Below are 482 nucleotides of genomic sequence, written 5' to 3' on the forward strand. Positions count from 1 at the left end.
TCAACATCGTCGACGGTAACGCCACCGGGACCATCACCGATAACGACAACATCGCAGGAGTAGGAATTGATTTCTTAAACGATGATGTAACGGTCAATGAAGCGGATGGTACGTTAACGTTCACCGTGGTTTTGACCGGAAGTGTACAAGGAGGGTTTACCCTTGATTACACGACCAATGACGGTACGGCCTTGGCTACCGAGGATTATACCGCAACAAGCAACACCCTTACTTTTGCCGGTACCGATGGTGAAACCCATGACATTACCATTCCGATTATTGATGACAACTTGATCGAAACCCTCGAAAACTTCGTGGTCGATCTTTCCAATCTATCGACAATCTTGATCAGTATCATTGACGATCAAGCGACTGGTAACATCATCGATAACGACAACGATCCTTCTTTGGGCGTTCAGTTCGACCTGACCAGTATCGACGTCAATGAGGATGCGGGGACCGTTTCCTTGGACGTCAGCCTC

1 protein-coding gene is annotated in these 482 nt (G+C 47.9%); it reads left to right on the top strand.

Annotated features, from left to right (window positions below):
* Positions 1 to 482 (top strand): Calx-beta domain-containing protein (locus tag ABV409_RS16685; RefSeq protein ID WP_353878764.1); only part of this gene is annotated, 482 nt, incomplete at both ends.

This window comes from Flagellimonas algarum, assembly GCF_040513375.1.
GTDB lineage: Bacteria > Bacteroidota > Bacteroidia > Flavobacteriales > Flavobacteriaceae > Flagellimonas_B > Flagellimonas_B algarum.